We start from the raw sequence: 21,590 nt of genomic DNA on the forward strand, positions 1-21,590 counted from the left end.
TACTTCGGAACAAATCGACAGCCGGTTGCTGTCGCCTAGGCCTTAACACTAGGCCACGGCCCTGACCCTGTGGGCCTGGGCCGGGCCTGGGCCGGGACGCAGGCCGGGAAGCAGGCCGGCCCAGCGCTACATCACCCAGGATTCGGCGACGGCCAGGTAGGCGGACGAAGAAGGCCCGCGCGGCCCGGCATAGACGGTGGGGGCGCCCGGCCACTCAACACCGAATTCTGACAGCCGGCCCGCGCTGCACGGCAGGTAGACGTTGCTGAGGGAAGCGCTGGCCCGTCCGAGCTGAAACTCAGGTGCGGAAAACTGTCGGCGGTCCAGCACGCCGGAGATTTCGAGTGCTGCCCGGCGCCCGGTGGCCGTGAACCCGCGCTCAAGGTCGAGGTGCATGTCGAAATCGTCCTGGGTGTGGCTGATGGCGTTAAGTGGAAAGCGGGCGGCTTCCGGTAAATAACGAGTCAGCTCGGATGCGAGGGTTTGGGCGAAGTGCTCGCTGGGGCCGTAGCTGCGCCAGCCTTGGAGCGTGGCCACCAGCAGAGCCGTCCCTGTTCCCCATTTGGACCACTCGGCCTTCCAGAAGGAAGCGAAACAGCTGGCCGGCTCACCGGGAATGTGGACGCCATTCCCGTCCACGGGATGCAGGGCAAGGCCGCAATTGGTCCCGATCAGCGCAACGCTGCGCCGCCATGTTCCGGCGGGTGTGTTCCCCATCCCACGAGCTTATCCCGCGGCGCGCGTTCCCCCACCGGGAGGCTCGGCCTAAAATTGCCGTGTGCCCCTCCCCCGAGCGCTGCGCCCATTTTCCCATCGTGAATACCGCGTGCTGATCACGGCCCTTGCCGTGTCCATCTTCGGTTCGGGGATGTGGGCTGTCGCCATGGTGTACCAAGTCATTCAGCTTCGCGGCGGCCCTCTTGAGCTGTCCCTCGTGGCCACGGCCGGAAGCGTGGGGCTGGTCGCGTTCGTCCTCGCAGGCGGCATCGCCGCCGACCGCGTGCCTCAGCGCCTGCTCATCATTGCCGTGGAAGGCGCAAATCTGGCCGTGATCGCAAGCATCAGCGGCCTGGCAATGGCGGGCTGGCTGGCGCTCTGGCATCTGGTGGTTGGCGCCTTCGTGCTCGGTGTGGGCGCCGCCTTCTTCTTCCCTGCCTACTCCGCGATCCTGCCGAGGCTCCTGCCACCCGAGGATCTGCTGGCGGCCAACGGCATGGAAGGGACCATGCGCCCCATACTGCAGCAGGCGGCCGGTCCGGCAGTTGCAGGCATCGTGGTGGCCGGGCTGTCGCCGTCCCATGCCGTGACGGGCGTGGCGGCGTGCCATCTGGTGGCTTTCATCATTCTGAATTTCCTCGGCCAGCACGCCCTCAGCGCTTCTGCCAACCGCGCGGAGCACGAAGGGAACCCGGTCGGGAGGGACGCCCAGCCCGGCGCGGCCGGACCGCACGTGGTCAGGCCACGGAATTCCTTCTTCCATGACCTGCACGAGGGCGTCACCTACACCTTGCGGACACCGTGGCTGCTCTGGACTCTGCTCTGGGCCTGCATCTCAGTGCTGTTCCTGATCGGGCCAATAGAGGTACTCATGCCCTTCGTGGTCCGCGACCAGCTGGGTGGGGACTCCACCATGTTCGGCTTCCTGCTGGCCGTGATGGGAATCGGCAGCGCCGCCGCCGCGCTGGTCACTGCCTCGTTTAAGCTCCCGCGCCGGTACCTGACGGTGATGATGGTGTCCTGGGGTGCAGGCAGCCTGCCGCTGGCCGCCGTGGGACTCATGGACAATTTCTGGGTGCTCGCCCTGGCGCTGTTCATTTTCGGCGCCACCGGCAGCGTGGGGATGGTGATCTGGGGAACGCTGCTGCAGCGGCGCGTGCCGGCTCATCTTCTGGGACGGATCTCAAGCCTGGATTTCTTTGTGTCCCTGGCGCTCATGCCCGTTTCGATGGCGCTGGCCGGACCGGTCGCGGCCGTGCTGCCCCTCTGGATCATCTTCCTGGTGGCAGGCAGCGTCTGCCCTGTGGTGGCAATCGTGGCGATGCTTGCGGCCCGGATGGCCGGGGACGAGATAACCCACCCGCTGGAACGGCAACACGGCATCTCCGCGGACGCCGACGTCAAAAGCCGCCGACAATAACTGCGGCCGGCTGCCCGGAACGGGCAGCCGGCCGGTCTTGCGCATCAGGCGCGGGCGCGCACCACGGGAAGGCTTGCCGTGGGCGGACCGCTCGGGAAGACCGACGGTTCCGGCACTTCGACCGGTTCGAGGGCCACGCGGACGGAGTCGGCGCCGACGGAATAGACCCCGCCGCGCACGTCGATGTCCAGCGGTTCACCTTCCAAGACGCTCAGCGTGATGCTGGCGTCGACGAGTTCCACGAGGAGGAGCCTTCCCTGCAGCCTCAGGTGGAAGGAAAGGCTGTCCCATTCCTCGGGCAGCCGGGGATCGAAATACGGCACCGCACCCTGGTCCCGCAGGCCGGCGAAACCACATACCAACGAGCTCCACACGCCGCCGGTCGAAGCGATGTGCACGCCGTCGATCGTGTTGCCATGCGAATCATCCAGGTCGATGAACACTGCGTTGGTGAAGTGCTCAAGAGCCGCCTTCCGGTAGCCCACTTCGGCAGCCATGATGCCCTGGACGCACGCGGACAGCGTCGAATCACCCGTGGTGATGGGGTCGTAGAAATCGAAGGCGCGGCGCTTCTCCTCGGCGGTGAATTCCTGCCACTGCAGGAACATGGCCAGCACCGTGTCCGCCTGCTTGAGCACCTGGTGCCGGTAGATCACCAGCGGATGGAAGTTCAGCAGCAGCGGGTACTTGGAGCGTGGCGTCGTCCAGTCCCATGGCTCCAGGGTCATGAAGTCGTTGTCCTGCGAGTACACCTGGAAATGCTCGTCGAACGGAAGCTGGATACGGGACGCCGCCGCCTCCCAAAGCTGCCGCTCGGCGTCGTCGATTTCCGGATGGTCCAGCGCCGCCGCAGCGCGCAGGTTAAAACGGGCCATGACATTGGTGTAGAGGTTGTCGTTCACCACTGCCGTGTACTCATCCGGACCGGTCACGCCGTGGATGTGGAACTGGCCGTCCTTGCCGAAGAACCCCAGGGACACCCACATGCGGGCGGTCTCCACGAGCAGGTCCGCGCCCATTCCATCGCGGAAGTCGGAGTCTCCGCTCGCCCAGACGTACCGGTTGGCGGCAAAGGCAATCGCGGCAGCAATGTGGAACTGCGCAGTGCCTGCCGCGTAGTAGGCGCTGGCCTCCAAGCCGTTGATGGTGCGCCACGGAAACAGTGCGCCGTCCACGCTGAGCTCCTTGGCCCGGATCTTGGCGTCCGGCAGCATCTCGTGCCGGAACTCCAAAACCTGACGGGCGCCGTCGGGGTTTGAATACGACAGGTACGGGAGGAGGTAGACCTCCTGGTCCCAGAAGTAGTGCCCCTCGTAACCGGAGCCGCTGACGCCCTTTGCCGGAATGCCGGCTACGCCGGCGCGGGCCGTGGCCTGGGCCAACTGGAAGAGGTTCCAGCGGATGGCCTGCTGCACGTCGGGCTGGCCACCCACCTTGATGTCGGTGGTGGACCAGTAGTCGCGGTAGTGTGCCTCGCTCTCGGCGAAGACTTCACCTACCGGCTTCAGGCCCGCCGCTGCCGTGTCCGCCGGGTCCTGGCCTGTTTCGGCGTCTGCCGCTGCCGGCACCCCGATGCGGGCGCCCCGGGCCACCGCGTAGCTGACGCTCTTCTCGAGCCGGAACGGCTCATGGGATCCAACTGCCAGCACGTAACGGACGCTGCTGTCGTCCTGGTCCACGAGCGTATCGAACGGCTGGTGCCCTGCAGAGGTCCAGTGGTCGACGGCGATTCCCACGCGCTGCTTCGACTCCGCCGCTTCCCAGGAAAGGCGGAGCGAACCGTCGCCGCCGTCGAGCCTCAAGGGCAGCAGGACGCGCCCTGCGTGCCGGCCCGCCCTGCGCGGATCGTGCGCGGAGTGGTCGTCCACCGGCTGGTCCTGGCGGTTGATCACGGACGAGGTGACGTCGGCGGAGACGGCGCGGTCCGCGGAGAGCTCCAGCGAAATAGCGAGACAGCCGCGCGATTCGAAGCCCACGGCGCGGCGCTCCACGGTGGTGACGGTGGCGCCCGAACGGCATTGCCACACGATGCGGCACTCGTAGATTCCGGTGGCGAAATCTACGGAACGGCGGTAGTCCAGCACCGTCGATTCAGCGAGGCTGAGCATCTCGCCGTCCACGATCACCGTGAAGTTGTTGGCATCCGGAATGTACAGGATCCGCTGGCCGGTGCGCGCGAAACCGAAGGCATTTTCAGCGTGCTTGATATCCCAGATTTCGTGGAACCCGTTGATGAAGCTGCCCGGGAGCTCCGCATCCGCCGCCGCCCAATGGGCGCCCCTGATACCCAAATGTCCGTTTCCAAGGGCAAACAGCGTTTCCAGGGTGCCGGCATTGCCGGCGGCATGACCGGTCTCCACGAGCTTCCAGGGATCGTTGGGGAAGCGGACGCGGTCAGCAGTGATGAGTGCCATGAGTGGCGTTCCTTAGGCGGTTGGAGGAGCGGCCAGGGTTGGGGGCCTGGCAGGATTGCGCAGTGGAGGCGGAGCTCCGTGAAGGCGGAGCTAGAGCTCTGTGAAGGCGGTGCTAGAGGAGTTCGTCAAGGTCGTTGACCACTAACGTGGCGCCCGCCTCCAGCAGCGTCTGTCGCCCTGCGCCGCGGTCCACTCCGATGACGGAGTGGAAGCTGCCCGCGCTTCCGGCCTGCACGCCGGAAACCGCGTCCTCGACGACGACGCACTCTTCGCTGGGCAGCTCAAGGAGCCGGGCGGCGTAGTCATAGGTTGCCGGGCTGGGCTTGCCGGGAAGGCCTTCAGCGGCTGCCACGACGCCGTCCACCACCACCTGGAAATGGCCGTCGAGCCCCGCCGCGCGCAGCACGGACGGTGCGTTCCGGGACGAGGAGACGACGGCGACCTTGAGTCCCCGGGCCAGCGCGGCTGTGAGGAAACGCACCGACCCCGCGTAAGGGTCAACGCCGGCGCCGACGATGTCGTTGAAGATCTTGTTCTTCCGGTTGCCCAGTCCCTGGACTGTCTCGTTGTCCGGCGAGTCGTCGGTGGGACCTTCGGGGAGCTCGATGCCGCGCGACGTCAGGAAGTCCCGGACGCCGTCGAACCTGGGCTTGCCGTCAATGTGCTCGAAGTAGTCGCTTCCGCGGTAACCGGACTTCCCGGGCTTGGATTCGAGGTAGCCGTCAAAGAGTTCCTGCCACGCGCGCTCGTGGACCACGGCCGTGGGCGTGAGCACGCCGTCGAGGTCGAACAGGATGGCGGCGGCGTCCGTCCAGTTGTTCGGAGTGCTGCCGGGGAGGGTCTTCAGAAGATCAGTCATGCCTGGTGCGGTGTCCTTTCGGATGGCGGACAGCAGTGGTTGGGGACCATGCGGGGAGGAGGTGCGGCGTCGGCGACCGCGGGTGGAGCATCTTACGGCGCAATGCCTCGACTGGGGAGCGCCCGGGGGCGCGTTCAGGTGGCTTAAATGCGCAGTCGCTCTGAGAAACGTCTGCTTCCATCATGAGGCCGTTGTCCGGTCAGGGCAAACGCGCGTGGATTCACGCCCGGAGGCATTTGCACATACATCGCGTGACCCAGCCCTTTCAACACTCAGTCAAGGACCGGTAGTTTCGGCCGAAGACGAGTGTAAGCGCTTACAAATTTGGCGTGCAACTGTTTTTACCAAGCCGCAGGAGTTTGACTCCCCGGGGACCAACTCCTGGCGCTTTGCATCAGCTCAGTTGCAGGACACGGGTCAGTGTTGCAGGACGTGGCTCAGGGCAGGACGTAGTGGCGCAGGAACGCGCTGACGTCCACCATCTCCCTCTTGGACATTGCATGGCCCATGCCCGGGTACGTGCGTGCCGTCAGCTGGGTGTGGGCATTCAGCCACTCCTCGGCATAGGCAACAGCTTCCTCGTTGATGATCAGGTCGGCCCTGTCCCGTCCCCAGAAAAAGGGCGGCGGGGTGTCGAAGGATTCACTGAGCGCCAGCAGATCGTTGTCCAGCACAAAGCCGGAAAGGCCGACGACGGCCGGAAAGTCCCGCGGCCGCAGCCGCAGCAGGGTGCTCGCCATGGCCATCCCCTGCGAATACCCCAGCAGGCTCACGCTGCTGTGGCCGCCCTTGACGGAGTCAATCCAGGAAAAGACCGAGTTGGCGGCGGCAATGACATCGGCGAAGTCGTTCGTGAGGAAGTAGTCCAGCAGGAACCAGCCGTAACCGTCGGCGATCGGCATCGGCGCGCGGAGAGCGGCGCAGGTGAATTCGGACGGGAGGTAGTCGAACAGATTCACCATCCGCGACTCGTCCGTGCCATAGCCATGCATCATCACGAGCAGCGGCGTGCCGGAGCGCTCATTTTCCGGCTTCGACCAAACGACTGTCTCCATCGGAACAGCCTAACGACTCCCCGTACGGGAACTGCAGGCCGGCCAGCGTGCTGACCTGCGCGTTTGATTGAAACAGGGGGTACTGCGCTGTAGCCTGACGATTGACAGCATGCTTAGCGAGTGGCGCATGCTTCGCCGGATTTACCGAGTGCCGCACTTACCAGGTTGCGAGAAGTCGCCAACACAAGGAGCAAGTCATGAGAATCGGTTCCGCCATCTTCCTCATTGCCATCGGTGCCATCCTCGCCTGGGCCATCACCCCCGGCCTGATTCCCAATGTCGACCAGACTTTGGTCGGCTACATCCTGATGGCGGTGGGAGTTATCGGGCTGATCGCTTCGCTTGTCCTGGCGTCCCCCGGCCGAAGCCGCCGCATCAGCGAGACACGTTCCGTTGTGGACCCCAACACCGGCGAGCGCATCACGCGCAACGAAAGCCGCGACGGCGGACTGTAGCCCCGCCGCTGCCCGCCGCATCCAGCCGGTGCCCTTCCGTGAAACTCCAGATAAAGCACCGGACTGCCGGGCCAGACCCTTCGGTCCGGCCCGGCAGTCTGTTTTCATGTTGTTTTTCATTGACAAAGCAACATGATCGAAGATAAAGTCAAGTAATTACAGATCGTGTGATGGCAGTCACTGAGGCTTCAATTGCTGGAGTGTCGGCCGCTGGCAGTAGGCCCCGGGGAGACAGCCAGCCGGAAGCCGTTCGCTGATCAGTAAGAGACAGACGATTTTGCAGTATTCACGCAGAGCAGTACTTACGCAATGGAGGGTATGTGTTTGCCGAGGAGCGTCAGCAGCAGATCGCGGGGCTCGTTGCAGCCAGCGGCCGCGCTAGCGTGACCGACCTCGCAGAGCGCTTCAGGATCACCACCGAAACCGTCCGCCGCGATCTCGCCGCCCTTGAATCCGCCGGCAGCGTCCGCCGCGTTCACGGCGGCGCTGTTTCCGCGGACCGTTTCAGCACCACCGAAGAAAGCATCCTGGAGCGGACCATCCAGCGACAGGGGCAGAAGCACCGCATCGCCGAGGCTGCCCTCGCCTTCCTGCCGCAGGGCCCCTCGAGCAGCATCCTCCTGGACGCCGGCTCAACCACCGAGGTCCTGGCCGACATCCTGGCCCGCCGCAGTGCCGTATCAGCCAAGCACAACGGAGCCGAACAGAATCAGGAACTGGTGGTCATCACGCACGCCATTCCCATCGCCGCCAAACTCGCCAGTACGCCGGGCATCGCCCTGCAGATCCTGGGCGGCCGGGTCCGGGGACTGACTCAGGCCGCCGTTGGCCAGGCAACCGTGGACGCCGCCCAGAAGCTCCGCCCGGACATCGCCTTTGTGGGAACCAACGGCATCCATGCAAGCTTTGGCCTGAGCACCCCCGATCCCGAAGAAGCCGCCGTCAAGGCTGCCTTCGTCCACTCGGCCCGCCGCATTGTGGTGCTGGCCGATTCGTCCAAGCTGGATGCGGAAACGCTGGTCCAGTTCGCCTCATTGAAAGATCTGGACACCGTGATCACTGACCGCAAGCCCAGCCCCGAACTAGCCGCGGCCCTCGCCGACGCCGGCGTTGAGCTGGTGATCGCATGATCGTCACGCTCACGGCAAACCCCAGCCTTGACCGCACGGTGGCGCTCCCTGGCCCGCTCGAACGCGGCGAGGTCCAGCGTGCCGTCTCCGTCAGCCAGGAGTCCGGCGGCAAGGGAGTCAACGTCTCCCGCGCCCTGGTGGCCTCCGGGCTGGAGACCGTCGCGGTGCTCCCCGGCGGGGACTCCGATCCGGTCCTGGCCGGGCTCCGTGACGCCGGGGTGCCGTTCGCCGCGCTGGCCATCCATGAGCCGCTGCGGACCAACGTGGCCCTCACTGAGCCCGGCGGCGTCACCACCAAGATCAACGAGCCCGGCCCGGTGCTCGGCGAAGACGCCCAGGAGGCGCTCATTGGGCTGCTCCTGGAACGCGCCAAGGGCGCCAGCTGGGTTGTCCTCGCGGGGTCCCTCCCGCCAGGAGTTCCTAACGATTTTTACGCCACTGTCACCCGGAGGCTTCGTTCCGCGGACACTGGAAACAGAGTTCCGCAGATCGCCGTCGATTCCTCCGGGGCACCACTCGCCGCGGCCATCGCCGGCGATGCATCAGGGGCAGTCTCCGGGAAACCGGACCTGCTCAAACCCAACGCCGAGGAGCTCGCGGAACTTGCCGCCGCGGCAGGATTCGCCTCGGTGAGCACGGCTGAGGAACTCGAAGCGGATCCGGAGGCTGCCGCGGCAGCCGCCGCCGCCGTCGTGCGTTCCGGCGTAGGGGCCGTGTTGGCAACGCTCGGTTCAAAGGGCGCTGTCCTTGTGACGGCCGACGGCGCGTGGCTGGCCACGCATCCGCCGGTCACCGCGGTCAGTACGGTCGGCGCGGGCGATTCGTCGCTGGCTGGCTATCTGCTCGCCGCCAGCCAGGGCGCCGCCCCGGCTGATTGCCTCCGTCAAGCTGTGGCGCACGGCGCCGCAGCCGCTTCCCTGCCGGGCTCCACAGTTCCGGCAGTCCACCAAACTACCCCCGACGCCGTTACCATCACGGCCCTCCGGAAGGATTGACAGTGACTCAGCTCATCACCACCGACCTGGTCGAGCTCGACCAGAACCTGGGCAATTCGCCCGAGGACGTGATCCGCCACCTGGCTGGCAGGGTTGCTGCCACCGGCCGCGCGAGCGAAGTCGAAGGCCTCTTCACTGACGCCTTCGCCCGCGAGCAGAAGACGGCAACCGGCGTGCCCGGCGGCATCGCGATCCCCCACTGCCGCTCGTCCGCGGTGACCGTTCCCACGCTCGCCATGGCCCGCCTCTCCCAGCCCGTCGACTTCGGCGCCAAGGATGGCCCTGCCGACCTCATCTTCTTTATCGCAGCCCCCGCCGGCGCAGACCAGGAGCACCTCAAGCTCCTGTCCAAGCTGGCCCGGTCGCTGATCAAGAAAGACTTCACCGGTGCCCTGCGCGCCGCGTCCAGCCAGACGGAAATCGTTGAACTCGTCGAGGGCGCCCTGGCTGACAAGCCTGCGGCACCCGCCGCTGCACAAGCCCCCGTACCAGCAGCCGCACCAGCAGCCGCCGGCGCCGCTGCCCCCGCGAAGGGTGGCCCCAAGCGCCTCGTCGCCGTCACCGCCTGCCCCACCGGCATCGCCCACACCTACATGGCAGCCGACTCCCTCGTCGCAGCGGCCCAGGAAATGGGCGTGGACCTCCAGGTGGAGACCCAGGGCTCCTCGGGCGCCAAGCCCCTCGACCCTGCCATCATCGCCGCAGCCGACGCAGTGATCTTCGCCGTGGACGTGGATGTGCGCGGCAAGGAGCGGTTCGCAGGCAAGCCCGTCATCAATGCCCCGGTCAAGCGCGGCATCGACGAACCCGCCAAGATGGTCCAGGAAGCACTGGACGCCGCGGACAACCCGCACGCCCGCCGCGTCCCGCACTTTGGCGCCGAAGAGCAGGCCGAGCAGGAGGCCACCGAAAAGGGCGAACACATCGGCCAGAAGCTGAAGAGGGCCCTGCTCACCGGTGTCAGCTACATGATTCCCTTTGTCGCCGGCGGCGGCCTGCTGATCGCCCTGGGCTTCCTGCTGGCTGGCTTCGACATCGCCCTGGGCACAAAAGCCAACGACATCCTGGCAAACAACACCCTGCTCAACCTTCCCGACGGCAACCTGGCCCTCTACCTGGGCACCGTTTTCTTCAAGGTCGGCGCCCTGTCCATGGGCTTCCTGGTGCCCGCACTGGCCGGCTACATCGCCTACGCCATCGCCGACCGTCCGGGCATTGCGCCAGGTTTCGTGGCCGGTGCCGTATCCGGTTTCATGGGTGCCGGGTTCCTCGGCGGCATCGTCGGCGGCTTGCTCGCAGGCTACATCGCACACGTGATCGGGACGTGGTCGGTGCCGCGCTGGCTCCGCGGCCTGATGCCGGTCGTGATCATTCCGCTGCTCGCCTCCATCGTCGCTTCGGGCGCTATGTTCCTATTCCTCGGCGGACCGATCGCAGCCATCACTGTGGGGTTGAACACCTGGCTCTCCGGCATGTCCGGTGCCTCGGCCATCGTGCTGGGCATCATCCTCGGCCTCATGATGTGCTTCGACCTCGGCGGCCCGGTCAACAAGGTTGCCTACGCCTTCGCCGTCGCCGGGCTCGGTGCAGGAAGCGCCACCAACCAGGCGCCGTGGCAGATCATGGCGACCGTCATGGCTGCCGGCATGGTCCCGCCGCTCGCGATGGCCCTGGCCACCGTTCTGGACAAGAAGCTCTTCAGCCTGGCTGAGCGCGAGAACGGCAAGGCAGCCTGGCTGCTGGGTGCCTCCTTCATCTCGGAGGGCGCCATTCCGTTCGCCGCAGCCGATCCGCTGCGCGTCATCCCCGCGAGCATGGTGGGCGGCGCCGTCACCGGCGCTCTCACCATGGCCACCGGTGTAACGTCACAGGCACCCCACGGTGGAATCTTTGTGTTCTTCGCCATCGGTAACGTCGTGATGTTCATCGTCGCCATCCTTGCCGGCACCGTTGTCAGCGCGCTGATCGTGGTCGCACTCAAGCGCTGGGCTGCCCGCAAGCCCGTTGATACGGTGGAGACCGTCCCTGAAGCCGTCCCCGCCCGCTGATTCTTCAGCAGCCCAATTCCCCCTACCGCAATCGCAAGGAGCAAAAATGTCCGAACGTACCGCAACCGTCGCCAGCCGAGTAGGCCTGCACGCCCGCCCCGCCGCCATCTTCGCTGAGGCAGCCGGCGAGTTTGACCTCGACATCACTATCGCCCGCGAAGGTGAGCCGGCTGACGAAGCCATGGACGCCGCCAGCATCCTGTCCCTCATGAGCCTTGGCGCATCGCACGGCGACGTTGTGGTGCTCCGGGCAGAGGGTGATGGCGCCGACGTCGCCCTCGATCGTCTGGTCCAGATCCTCGAGACCGACCACGACGCCGAATAGGTCTAAGCAGGCTCACGACGGCCGGCTTCCGGCGCAGCATCCCGACAGCCGGGAACTGCGCCGGTGCCGGCCGTCGCTGTTTCTGAGTTCTCGCTGTCCATCAAAAATCCCGACTGGTAAGCAAACTTAGCAGTTTCTTGTTTTTGCTCTTCAGCCCCACTAGCTTGGAATTGTGCCCCGTGCCGTTCAGTACCGCCCGGACATCCCGGGCTGAAGGGAGGCCTGACAAAGTGACAACCTTGCAGGAAAGCATTGACGTCGAAGTTCCGGTCAACACCGCCTACAACCAGTGGACGCAGTTCGAATCTTTCCCCCGGTTCATGAAGGGGGTTGAATCCGTCGAGCAGATCGACGAGACCTCGCTCCACTTCCGAACGAGGGTAGCCGGCATCAGGCGCGAATACGACGCGCAGATCCTTGAGCAAACGCCGGACCGGTGCATCGCCTGGGTCAGCAAGGATAAACCCCGCAATGCCGGCAGAGTCACCTTTGAAAGCCTCGGTCAGGACCTTTGCCGTGTGAACGTGGAACTTGAATGGGAGCCGGAGGGCCTCCTCGAAAAGACCGGCGCCGCCGCGCACGTGGATGAAACGCAGGTTTCGTCCGACCTGCTGCGCTTCAAGGAGTTCATCGAATCACGCGGCATTGAGACCGGCGCCTGGCGCTCGTCCGTGGATCGCGGAGAAGTCGACGCCGAGTAAATGGATGCGCACTAACAAACCACGATCCGCGGAGGTAGCCATGCCTGAGAGAAAGAACCCGAGCCTCAAGGATCCCGAACTCTACGAAGAGCTCCGTGAGGATGGAGCCTCGAAGCAGAAAGCGGCCCGCATCTCCAACGCCGCCGCCAATAAGGGCCGCTCCGAAGTTGGCCGCAAAGGCGGGAAGTCCGGCGACTACGACGACTGGACCGTGGCCCAGCTTAAAGCCAAAGCCAAAGAGATCGGCCTCAAAGGCTATTCCGGCAAGAAGAAGAGCGAACTCATTTCCGCGCTCAGAAATTCCTGAGCGGTGCGCTCATGAGACCGGCGGCCGGGGTATCCGGTTCCTCAAGCGCCCTTCCGCGCAGTCTTGGTGGCGGCCGGCTTGGCAGCAGTCTTCGTGGCCGTCGTCTTGTTGGCAGCAGTCTTGGTGGCGGCCGGCTTGGCAGCAGTCTTGGTGGCCGCAGTCTTGGCCGCAGCCTTGGTGGCCGCACCGGTCTTCGCCGCCGTGCCTGTCCTGGACGCTGCCTTGGCCGCAGTTTTGGTACCGGACCTCGCGGCCGTCTTTGCCGGAGCCTTGGAGGCACCGCCGACCTCTTCACCGCCGCCTGCCCCGCGTTTCCGGTCCAAACTGCGCTTGAGCGCCTCCATCAGGTCGATGACTTCCCCGTTGCCGGACTCCCCGGCCTCGACGCCGAAGGTCTCTTCCGTATCCAGGGAGTCGCCCTTCTCCAGCTTGGCCTCGATGAGCTGGCGCAGCTGGGACTGGTAGTCGTCCGTGAACTGCTCCGGTTCGAAATCGGAGGCCATAGACTCCACCAGCGCGGCGGACATTTCACGTTCCTGGGCGGAGATCCGGATGGTCGTCTCCAGGGCAGGAAAACCTGCCTCACGCACCTCGTCGGCCCACAGCAGGGCCTGCAGCATCAGGACGTCGTCCCGGATCCGCAGAGCACCCAGCCGCGTCTTGTCCCGCAGGGCGAACTGCACGATTGCCACACGGTCGGTGTCCTCGAGCGCCCGGCGCAACAGCATGTAGGCCTTGGGCGACTTCGAATCCGGTTCCAGATAGTAGCTCTTCTCGAACATGATCGGATCAAGCTGCTCGGACGGAACGAACTGGACCACTTCGATCTCGTGGCTGTTTTCCGCGGGAATGGCCTTGAGCTCCTCGCGGGAAAGGACCACGGTCCGGCCGTCGTCCTCGAAGGCTTTGTCGATATCGGCATAGTCCACGACCTTGCTGCAGACCTCACAGCGGCGCTGGTAGCGGATCCGGCCGCCGTCGGCGTTGTGCACCTGATGGAGGCTGATGTCATGGTCCTCGGTGGCGCTGTACACCTTGACCGGGACGTTGACCAGCCCGAACGCAATCGCGCCTTTCCAGATCGCTCTCATGAGACAAGTGAACATCACACTTCGCCGGAGGTGAAGCCCTTTGGCCGGCGGTAAGGAACGGGTGCGGGTCGGCGGCCGCGAATTGACGCTGACCAACCTGGACAAGGTGCTCTACCCTGCGACCGGTACCACCAAGGCAGACGTCCTGGCCTATTACGCCGCTGTGGCCCCCGCGCTGATCCCGGCTGCAGCCAACCGGCCGGCCACGCGGAAGCGGTGGGTCCACGGCGTGGGGACGGCGGAAGAGCCCGGGCAGATGTTTTTCCAGAAGAACCTCGACCATTCCACTCCCGGGTGGGTTCCCCGGGCCGCCATCACCCACAAGACCAGCACCAATTACTATCCGCTGGTGAACGACCCCGCCACGCTGACATGGCTGGCGCAGATCGCCTCGCTGGAGATCCACGTCCCGCAGTGGAGGGTGGACTCGCACGGCAACGCGCTGCCGCCTGACCGGATCGTCCTGGACCTGGATCCCGGCGAAGGGGCAGGCCTCCCTGAATGCGTGCAGGTGGCATTGCTGGCGCGGGACATCCTCAAGGACGTGGGACTGGACCCGGTTCCGGTGACGAGCGGCAGCAAGGGCATCCACCTCTACGCCGGCCTCGACGGCACGCAGACCTCGGACCAGATTTCCGATTTCGCCCATGAACTGGCCCGCGCGCTCGAGGCCGACCACCCGGATCTTGCCGTCAGCGACATGAAAAAGGCACTTCGAACGGGCAAGGTCCTGGTGGACTGGAGCCAGAACAACGCGGCCAAGACCACCATCGTTCCGTACTCGCTGCGCGGACGGCTGACGCCCACCGTGGCTGCTCCGCGGACCTGGCGGGAGCTGAGTTCCGCGTCCCTCCGGCAGTTGGACTACGAGGAGGTCATGCGCCGGGTAGGAGCCGGCAAGGATCCCTTTGCCATCGTTGACGAGAGCAGCGGAGCCACCCACACCGTACCCTCCAGCGCGGACCACAGCCACGGGGACCACTTACCCGGACACGTCGGCACCGGCCACCACAGCGCAACGCCGGCCGCTGGAACGGCCGACGGCGGCGCTCGCCGAAGCGGCGGCCATGAGGATCCGCGTCTGGACAAGTACCGCTCCCTGCGGGACCAGGGTGAAACGCCGGAGCCCTTTACCGCCGAAAAGCACCACTCAGCCAAGGGCAGCGGCGACCGGGTCCTGGAAGACGCCCAGGCCAGCGCAGCAGAGAACGCCGGGAACCAGGATGCGAACGAAATCTTCGTGATACAGGAGCACCATGCCAGCCGCCTGCACTACGACTTCCGGCTTGAGCACGAGGGCGTACTGGTCTCGTGGGCGCTGCCGAAGGGCGTTCCGGACACCGGCGCCAAGAACCATCTGGCCGTCCAGACCGAGGACCACCCGATGGACTACGCGGATTTCGAAGGCACCATTCCCAAGGGTCAATATGGCGCCGGCACGGTCAGTCTCTGGGACAGGGGCGTGTACGAACTGGAAAAGTGGGTTAACGGCAAGGAAGTCATCGCCACGCTCACTGGCCAGGAGGGCGGCGGGCTTGGCGGTACCAGGAGATTCGCCCTGATCCACACCGGGCAGGGCCAGAGCGAGCAAAGCCAGTGGCTCATCCACCTGATGGACAAGGGATCCGGTATCCGGACAAAGCGCGCCGCCTCAACGGCAGCAACGGAGTCTGCGCCCGCCAAGGCGGCGCCCGGTGAGGACACCGCTGCCGAGGCCGCGTCCACCAATGGCCCACCCACGAAGGCCGCATCCCGACGAAACAGCATCATCGAGGACCCTGTCCCGATGCTGGCCACCGCGGGCACCACCGCCGACCTCCACGGCAGCGAGTGGCATTTCGAACTCAAATGGGACGGGATCCGTGCCCTGGTGGTGGCGGACAGCGAAAAGATCCGACTCATCAGCCGCAACGGAAACGACATGTCCGCCAGCTACCCGGAACTGACGGACCGGGACTGCTGGCCGCCGCAGGACTTCATAGCGGATGGTGAGATCATCGCCGTCGGACCCCGCGGCAGGCCGGACTTCGGGCTCCTTCAGGGGCGGATGAAGCTAACCAAACCCGGTGATGTGAAGAAGGCCCGTGCCGCCATCCCGGTGCGGCTCATGCTTTTCGATCTGCTCGCCGACGGCGGCGAGGACCTGCGCAGGCTCCCCCTCGAGGAACGCCGGGACCGGCTCGCTGACTTTTACCGTCCGTCGGAGTTCCCGGTGGAGCTCTCCGAGACGTTGGACGAGCGTGTGGAACACATCCTGGAAAGTGCGCGGGAACTTGGCCTGGAAGGGGTCATGGCCAAACGCGCTGACAGCCGCTATGTCAGCGGCCAGCGGAGCCGGTCGTGGATCAAGCTCAAGATTGAGCAGACGCAGGAAGTGGTGGTGGGCGGCTGGCGGCCGGGCAGGGGTGAACGGTCGGACACCGTGGGGTCATTGCTGCTGGGCATACCCGACGGGAAGAAACTCCGCTACGTGGGCCGCGTTGGCAGCGGCTTCAGCAGCCGCGAATTGAAGGAACTGCGCCAGACCATGGACGGGCTGACCCGGAAGACCTCGCCGTTTGAAGAGGTTCCCGCCCTCGACGCAGCCGACGCCCGCTGGGTTACGCCCGGCCTCGTGGGCGAGGTGACTTTCGGCGAGTGGACCGGCAGCGGAAAACTCCGGCACCCGGTGTGGCGCGGCTGGCGGCTGGATAAGAAGCCGGAGGACGTCGTCGCCGAATCCGCCGGTTCCTGACCCGGACGGGCAACCTCAAAGTCACCGGGAGGCGCACAACGGCCCAAGACGCGCAAATGGCCTGGCGACACCCGAATTCGGGTGTCGCCAGACCATTTCAGTCTCGAACGGTACTAGGACGAGTGCGGCATCTGGGGACGGCCGGTCCGGTGGACGGCGGTCACGGCAGCCTCTTGCCCTGCGCGGCCGTGGCTCGAACCGCGGTCCTTGGGATGGCGGCGCTTACCGTTGCCGTCTGGCCACTGACGCGCTCCGCCCATGGCCGCGGTGACGGCGATGGTTTCCGGAGTGGGCAGCGGCGGCCTGTCCATAGACTCAGTCAGATGTGCAGCCACATCCGGTTTGATGGAGCTTCCTATATTCATGTCACCCATTTGTTCTTCCTTTCTGCAATGAAACGAAGCGTTCACCCGTATGAGGGCCGTGATTCAGGCGTCGCTGCTGTAATCACGAAAGGTTGTGTCATTGGGACTCGGCGCGAACCGAAGGCCACCAGCCGGCCAGCTACTCAAAGATCAGTGTTCCCATGGCTCCACGATAGGCAGAAACCAGCCGCGCGGGAACCCCCGGGAAGCCAATCAGTCCTGGGCTTCTTGGCTAAAGGAGTTCTCCCAGACGGCACGGGATCCGGCTTCCCCGATCTCCGCCACCTTGAAGACCGTTCCGCCGCACAGGATGAGTACCAGTACGACGGCGACCGCCCCCGCTATCCGGGAGCCGGCGGTTCCCAGCTTCTTCCGCATTCCATCCGCCTGCGTGGTCCCGTACCGGAACCACAGCCACTGCGCCATGGCTACGACAAACACGCCAATGACCCAGGGCAGCAATGAGCTGGCAATGCCGGTGTGCGCGGTGATTGCCGGGGTCGTATCCACACGCTTCATCAGCCACTCCCCGGCCTGCTGGGTGATCGGGACCAGCACCAGCGCCCCCAGGGCTATCAGCGGGGTCACGATTCCCAGCCGCCGCCGGGCAATTGGCCAGACGATGCTCAGCACGGTGCACAAGGCGGCCAGCGGAACAAAGACCACGGTGCCATGCACCAGCAACACATGCATTGGCAGACCGTTGATTACGTAGTCCATGCCGAACACCCCTGTCTGGAATTAACGAATCTGCTCCGGGCTTCCCCGGATCATCCATACCGGGTTTACCCACTCAGACGACCACCGGCGAAGAACGGTTCAATCGGGGAACTCCCGCCCTGGCTTCCTGTGGCCGCGCCGGCAGGCCTGTTGTGCCAATCGAGGGGCCTTCTGTCGCGTCTGCAGGGTACCTTCTCGGGTACCTCGATAGGCAGTCCAAAAGCGCTCGCGGGCGGCCCATTACCCGGAAAATACGGCCCCAAACGGACCCCGGAACAAAAAGTTTGATAACGATGCCACCCGGAGCCCGGATTCCCCGGAATGGCGCGGTGAAACCGGGCAAAACAAATCTGATATTTGCTTCCTGAGGGCGGTGAAACTGTTGATCATACGGCACCAAACTCTGATTTGCCATGGAAATCGCGTAAAATTGAAGGCCTGCCCGGAGCGGGGCAGCTACAAGTCGCAAGCAAATGACCTCCACAGGAGTCGCCCAAATGCCCACAGACCGAAGCACGACCGACTCTTCAGCAGGCGTTATTAACGCCAGCGGAACCAACCAAGTGGCACCCCAGGGTGTAAAGAAACCAAAGCTGCTCGCACGTCGGCGGCTCAAGGTGTCCGACGTCAATGTCGTTGACCAGCCCATGCTTAAGAAGGCGCTCGGCGGAACCATCGTGGGTAACACCATGGAGTGGTACGACGTCGGCGTGTTCGGCTACCTGATCACCACCATGGGACCGGTGTTCCTGCCCGAGGCGGATGCCAAAGTCCAGACGCTGTTCCTGCTGGGCACCTTCGCCGCGACCTTCATTGCCCGTCCGCTGGGCGGCGTGATCTTCGGCTGGCTCGGTGACAAGGTCGGCCGCCAGAAGGTTCTGGCCGCAACCCTGATGCTGATGGCCGCCAGCACCTTCGCCGTCGGCCTCCTGCCCGGCTACGCGCAGATCGGCATCTGGGCCGCGGCGCTCCTGGTTGTACTCAAGCTCATCCAGGGCTTCTCCACGGGCGGTGAATACGCCGGCGCCACCACGTTCGTAAGCGAGTACGCCCCGGACAAGCGGCGCGGCTTCTTTGCCAGCTTCCTCGACATGGGCAGCTACCTGGGCTTCGCCCTCGGCGCCGCCCTCGTATCCGTGCTGCAGCTGACCCTTGGCCAGACCGCCATGGAGGAGTGGGGCTGGCGCCTGCCGTTCCTCCTCGCCGGCCCCCTGGGCCTCATCGCCGTCTACTTCCGGAGCAAGATCGAAGAATCCCCGCAGTTCCAGGCCACCCTGGACGCCCAGGAAGACCAGGCCAAGGATGCAGCCGCCGGAGACGAGACTGCCGTCAAGGGGCCTCTGGGCATCGTCAAGGCCTACTGGCGTTCCCTCATCGTGGCCATGATCCTGGTGGCCGCCGCCAACACCGCCGGCTATGCCCTCACCTCCTACATGCCCACGTACCTGACAGAGTCCAAGGGCTACGATCCCGTTCACGGCACGCTGCTGACCATCCCCGTGCTGGTCATCATGAGCCTCTGCATTCCGCTGACCGGCAAGCTGTCTGACCGAATCGGGCGCCGCCCGGTGCTCTGGATCGGCGCGTTGAGCACCGTGGTGCTGGCCGCCCCGGCCTTCATGCTGATCGGCATCGGCAGCATCTGGTCAACGCTGGCCGGCCTGGCCCTGGTCGCCTTCCCCGTGACGTTCTACGTGGCAAACCTGGCCTCGGCCCTGCCGGCCCAGTTCCCCACTGCAAGCCGTTACGGCGCCATGGGCATCGCCTACAACTTCGCCGTAGCGATCTTCGGCGGCACCACCCCGTTCATCGTGGCCGCCCTGATCAGCGCCACGGGCAATGACATGATGCCTGCCTACTACCTCATGGCCACCTCGGCCATCGGTGCAGTCGCGATCTACTTCCTGAAGGAATCCGCGCAGCGGCCGCTGCCGGGCTCCATGCCCAGCGTCGACACGCAGGCCGAGGCCCGTGAACTCGTGGCCACGCAGGACGAGAACCCGCTGATTGACCTCGACGAACTGCCGTTCGAGGCCCAGGACACACAGGACCGGGACGCAGACCAGGCCAAGGTTCCTGCCAACGCCTGATGCGGTAGCAGCTCCGTCTCCGTGATGAAGGCCTGTCCGGCGTGCTGTCCTTGGGGGCGGCACGCCGGGCGGGCCTTCGCTCTGTGTTGCATTAACCACTGTGTCGCCTTAACCACTGCGGAGTCACTCCGTCGGTGTTACTTTTTCTAGGGTGCTGCTCCAGCCGGGGGCAGCCAGCGTAGACGGTTGGAGGAGCTCCCGTGCGGCCTGTCCTTCGCCACGTCCGGCAGCTGCACAGCCTGGGGCCATCCAACAACGACCATCTCTCCGCACTGCGGGTAGCCGTCAGCGTGGCGGTTCCGTCATTCCTGCTTCTCCTCTGCGGCCGGCCGGACCTGATCATCTATGCCGTGTTCGGGGCACTGACCGGGATGTACGGACGGAATGAGCCCCACCAGCTCCGGCTGCGGCACCAACTGCAGGCGGCGCTGGTGCTGCTCTCCGGCGTCGGGGTAGGTGTCTTCCTTTCCGTCAACCACCTTCATTCGTGGTGGCTTGTAGCCATCGAAGCCCTCCTTGCCGGGGTGGGTTCCGTCTACTCGGACAAAGTCCGCCTCAAGCCCAATGGCCCCTTTTTCGGCATTCTCGCCCTCGGCGCCTGCGCCTCAGTCCCCACGGCAGTTCCCTGGTACGGCGCCCTGCTTATCGGCGCCGGATCGGCCGCGTTCTCGCTCTTCGTCGGTTTCGGCGGCTGGGTCCGCGGCCGTGTCTGGAACCCCGGCGCGGCGAGGGACTCCGTCCGGCTGCAGGGACGGCTACGGCGGAAGGCCGTCATCCACGCCGCGCGCTACGTACTGGCGGTGGGAGCAGCCGGTACGGTCGGCGTCCTCACGGGCAGCGGCCATCCGCACTGGGCCATGGCGGCGGCCGCCGTTCCGCTCGCGGGGGCCGACCTGCCCAGCAGCGTCCACCGCGGCATCCACCGCATTATCGGGACGCTGCTCGGGCTGGTGATCGTCGCCGTCGTGCTGCTGCCGGGGCCGTGGGCCCTGCTGCACCTTTTTCCGGGAGCCGAAGCCGCCGTCCTCGCATTCCTGGTGATCACCTTCCAGTTCACCACTGAGCTGTTCATGACGCGGCACTATGGCCTGGCCATGGTCTCGTTCACCCCGGTCATTCTCCTCATGACGCAGCTGGCTGCTCCGGCCGACCCCTACATCCTCATTGCCGAGCGCGGCGTGGAGACCCTCGTAGGTGCCGTGACCGGCATCCTGGTGGTGGTGCTTATCCGTTCCCGGCGGAGGCCCGCCCCGGCTCCTTCGGCTTCTTCGGGGGCCCGGCCGTGATCCGGTCCGGCAGGATCCGCGCGGCAGCAGCGAGGACCTTATAGCGCTTGGTGGGAATGGAAACCGCCTTGCCCCGTGCATTGTCCGCCAGGCCTTCCCGGACCACTCTGCCCGGACGCAGCCAGGTCCAGCCGGGAGCCACGGATTTATCCATCCCCATCCGGTCGTGGAACTCCGTATGGACAAATCCCGGGCAGACCGCCGTGACCTTTACTCCCCTCGGGGAGTACGCGAGGTTGGCCCAGCGGCTGAAGCTCAGCAGCCAGGCCTTCGCCGCCGAATATGAACCGCGGGGAAGGAACGCCGCCACGCTCGCCACGTTGATGATCCTGCCCGATCCGCGTTCCAGCATCCCCTGCAGTGCGGCGTGGCTGAGCTCCATGGCTGTTTCCACGTGCAGTTTCAGGTGCTTCTTCTCGTCCTCGATGCTGTTCTGGTCGAAATCGTGCAGCAGCCCGATCCCGGCATTGTTCACCAGAATTTCGACGGGACGAGAAGCGTCGGAGAGACGCGCGACGACGGCGGCCACGCCGTCGTCGTCCGTCAGGTCCGCGGGCAGCACTTCAGCCGTGGTTCCGAACCGCCGCGTCAGCTCTGCTGCCACCGACTGCAGCCGCGCCTCATCGCGGGCCACCAGCACCACATCGTGGCCCTGCTCCGCGAGCTGGTGCGCGAACTCCGCTCCGAGTCCCGCGGTGGCGCCGGTGACAAGGGCTGTACTGCCGGATCTGGGTGTCATGGCCCCAGCCTAATTGCATCCGGGCGGTTTGCCTCCGGGCCGTTCGCTGCAGAATCCGTGGCTGCCGGAGGGAGCGCGGAGTAGAGTGCCTACAAGGTTTCAACAGGGCCTGTGCCCAGGCGTACAGTCGGGGCGCGGC

General features: G+C 65.4%; 19 protein-coding genes. 11 read left to right on the forward strand and 8 right to left on the reverse strand.

What is annotated here, in order from left to right; all coding sequences use genetic code 11:
- Positions 1–126 precede the first annotated feature (126 nt).
- Complete coding sequence (locus tag LQ144_RS17915; protein WP_230120058.1) at positions 127–717, reverse strand: hypothetical protein; 591 nt, start codon at positions 715–717, stop codon at positions 127–129.
- Positions 718–778: 61 nt separating this feature from the next.
- Between LQ144_RS17915 and LQ144_RS17920 the strand changes: the two genes are divergently transcribed.
- Positions 779–2,137: an MFS transporter gene (locus LQ144_RS17920; protein WP_230120059.1), complete on the forward strand. Its 1,359-nt coding sequence runs from the start codon at positions 779–781 to the stop codon at positions 2,135–2,137.
- A gap of 44 nt (positions 2,138–2,181) precedes the next feature.
- Here the strand turns inward: LQ144_RS17920 and LQ144_RS17925 are convergent, their stop codons facing one another.
- From LQ144_RS17925 to LQ144_RS17935, 3 genes are all read right to left on the reverse strand, one after another.
- Positions 2,182–4,551: a glycosyl hydrolase family 65 protein gene (locus LQ144_RS17925; protein ID WP_230120060.1), complete on the reverse strand. Its 2,370-nt coding sequence runs from the start codon at positions 4,549–4,551 to the stop codon at positions 2,182–2,184.
- Between the two features lie 112 nt (positions 4,552–4,663).
- On the reverse strand, positions 4,664–5,410 hold the full coding sequence (locus tag LQ144_RS17930; protein WP_230120061.1) for an HAD-IA family hydrolase: 747 nt from the start codon (positions 5,408–5,410) through the stop codon (positions 4,664–4,666).
- A gap of 437 nt (positions 5,411–5,847) precedes the next feature.
- The gene (locus LQ144_RS17935) at positions 5,848–6,465 is read right to left on the reverse strand and encodes a phospholipase (protein WP_230120062.1); all 618 of its coding nucleotides are present in this window, start codon (positions 6,463–6,465) and stop codon (positions 5,848–5,850) included.
- 197 nt (positions 6,466–6,662) lie between these two features.
- On the opposite strand from LQ144_RS17935, the gene LQ144_RS17940 reads away from it, so the two are divergent.
- From LQ144_RS17940 to LQ144_RS17970, 7 genes are all read left to right on the forward strand, one after another.
- Positions 6,663–6,920: a DUF6458 family protein gene (locus LQ144_RS17940; protein ID WP_230120063.1), complete on the forward strand. Its 258-nt coding sequence runs from the start codon at positions 6,663–6,665 to the stop codon at positions 6,918–6,920.
- A 320-nt stretch (positions 6,921–7,240) separates the two neighbouring features.
- Entirely contained in the window at positions 7,241–8,050 is an 810-nt protein-coding gene (locus tag LQ144_RS17945; RefSeq protein ID WP_230120064.1) for a DeoR/GlpR family DNA-binding transcription regulator, read from the forward strand.
- The gene (locus LQ144_RS17950) at positions 8,047–9,045 is read left to right on the forward strand and encodes a hexose kinase (RefSeq protein WP_230120065.1); all 999 of its coding nucleotides are present in this window, start codon (positions 8,047–8,049) and stop codon (positions 9,043–9,045) included. Before LQ144_RS17945 ends, LQ144_RS17950 begins: the two co-directional genes overlap by 4 nt.
- Positions 9,046–9,047: 2 nt before the next feature.
- Entirely contained in the window at positions 9,048–11,093 is a 2,046-nt protein-coding gene (locus LQ144_RS17955; protein WP_230120066.1) for a fructose-specific PTS transporter subunit EIIC, read from the forward strand.
- Between the two features lie 46 nt (positions 11,094–11,139).
- On the forward strand, positions 11,140–11,418 hold the full coding sequence (locus LQ144_RS17960) for an HPr family phosphocarrier protein (protein WP_230120067.1): 279 nt from the start codon (positions 11,140–11,142) through the stop codon (positions 11,416–11,418).
- Between the two features lie 230 nt (positions 11,419–11,648).
- Positions 11,649–12,119, forward strand: a complete 471-nt coding sequence (locus LQ144_RS17965; RefSeq protein ID WP_230120068.1) for an SRPBCC family protein — start codon at positions 11,649–11,651, stop codon at positions 12,117–12,119.
- 40 nt (positions 12,120–12,159) lie between these two features.
- Positions 12,160–12,426, forward strand: a complete 267-nt coding sequence (locus tag LQ144_RS17970; protein ID WP_230120069.1) for a Rho termination factor N-terminal domain-containing protein — start codon at positions 12,160–12,162, stop codon at positions 12,424–12,426.
- 41 nt (positions 12,427–12,467) lie between these two features.
- Here LQ144_RS17970 and LQ144_RS17975 read toward each other — a convergent pair whose 3' ends face one another.
- Positions 12,468–13,517, reverse strand: a complete 1,050-nt coding sequence (locus tag LQ144_RS17975; protein ID WP_230120070.1) for a Ku protein — start codon at positions 13,515–13,517, stop codon at positions 12,468–12,470.
- A 40-nt stretch (positions 13,518–13,557) separates the two neighbouring features.
- Between LQ144_RS17975 and LQ144_RS17980 the strand changes: the two genes are divergently transcribed.
- Entirely contained in the window at positions 13,558–16,251 is a 2,694-nt protein-coding gene (locus tag LQ144_RS17980; protein ID WP_230120071.1) for an ATP-dependent DNA ligase, read from the forward strand.
- Between the two features lie 113 nt (positions 16,252–16,364).
- Here the strand turns inward: LQ144_RS17980 and LQ144_RS17985 are convergent, their stop codons facing one another.
- Together LQ144_RS17985 and LQ144_RS17990 are read right to left on the reverse strand one after the other, a co-directional pair.
- Positions 16,365–16,625 carry a hypothetical protein gene (locus LQ144_RS17985; protein ID WP_230120072.1) on the reverse strand — a complete coding sequence of 87 codons (261 nt, stop codon included), beginning with the start codon at positions 16,623–16,625 and terminating at the stop codon, positions 16,365–16,367.
- A gap of 204 nt (positions 16,626–16,829) precedes the next feature.
- Positions 16,830–17,336 (reverse strand): DUF2231 domain-containing protein, encoded by a 507-nt coding sequence (locus tag LQ144_RS17990; protein ID WP_230120073.1) that lies wholly within the window; start codon positions 17,334–17,336, stop codon positions 16,830–16,832.
- 497 nt (positions 17,337–17,833) lie between these two features.
- On the opposite strand from LQ144_RS17990, the gene LQ144_RS17995 reads away from it, so the two are divergent.
- Both LQ144_RS17995 and LQ144_RS18000 read left to right on the forward strand, forming a co-directional pair.
- Complete coding sequence (locus LQ144_RS17995; RefSeq protein WP_230120074.1) at positions 17,834–19,426, forward strand: MFS transporter; 1,593 nt, start codon at positions 17,834–17,836, stop codon at positions 19,424–19,426.
- A gap of 200 nt (positions 19,427–19,626) precedes the next feature.
- Positions 19,627–20,712 carry an FUSC family protein gene (locus LQ144_RS18000; RefSeq protein ID WP_230120075.1) on the forward strand — a complete coding sequence of 362 codons (1,086 nt, stop codon included), beginning with the start codon at positions 19,627–19,629 and terminating at the stop codon, positions 20,710–20,712.
- Here LQ144_RS18000 and LQ144_RS18005 read toward each other — a convergent pair.
- On the reverse strand, positions 20,651–21,451 hold the full coding sequence (locus tag LQ144_RS18005) for an SDR family oxidoreductase (RefSeq protein ID WP_230120076.1): 801 nt from the start codon (positions 21,449–21,451) through the stop codon (positions 20,651–20,653). The two genes, LQ144_RS18000 and LQ144_RS18005, sit on opposite strands and share 62 nt — an antisense overlap.
- Between the last annotated feature and the right edge of the window lie 139 nt (positions 21,452–21,590).

The sequence above is a fragment of the Arthrobacter sp. Bi83 genome, assembly GCF_918698095.1.
Taxonomy (GTDB): Bacteria; Actinomycetota; Actinomycetes; order Actinomycetales; family Micrococcaceae; genus Arthrobacter.